At 60.7% G+C, this 647-nt stretch carries 1 protein-coding gene; it reads left to right on the top strand.

All coding sequences use genetic code 11. The features are described from left to right. The coding region (locus tag ACR0L1_RS23715) for a fumarylacetoacetate hydrolase family protein (RefSeq protein ID WP_480861129.1) at positions 1–647 on the top strand (647 nt) is incomplete at both ends.

Here is a 647-nt window from a genome sequence, read left to right as displayed (position 1 = left end):
CGCATTGGGGCCTGTGTGGGCCAGGTGGGCAAGTTCATCTGCATCGGCCTGAACTATGCCGACCACGCCGCCGAAAGCGGCATGGAGCTGCCCGCCGAACCAGTCATCTTCTTCAAAGCCACATCCGCCATCATCGGTCCCAATGACACGGTCGAAATCCCCCGCAACTCGGTCAAAAGCGACTGGGAGGTCGAGCTGGGCGTGGTGATCGGGAAAGAGGCGAAATACGTCTCGGAAGAGGAAGCGCTGGATCATGTCGCGGGCTATTGCGTGGTCAATGATCTGTCCGAGCGAGACTTTCAGCTGCACCGCTCGGGCCAGTGGGCCAAGGGCAAGTCTGCCGACACGTTTGGCCCAATCGGCCCCTGGCTGGTTACGCGCGATGAGGTGCCGGATCCACAAAACCTGCCGATGTATCTTGAGGTCAACGGGCATCGCTATCAGGACGGCTCGACCAAGACGATGCATTTCGGCGTCGCCACGGTGATCTCGCACCTGTCGCAATTCATGTCGCTGCAGCCGGGGGATGTGATCTCGACCGGGACGCCTCCGGGTGTTGGGATGGGACAGAACCCGCAAACCTATCTGAAGCCCGGCGACAAGATGGAGTTGGGGATCGAAGGACTGGGCGTGCAACGGCAGGATGT

This window comes from Ruegeria sp. J8, from assembly GCF_056531925.1.
This window is presented reverse-complemented; position numbering and strand designations above follow the sequence as displayed.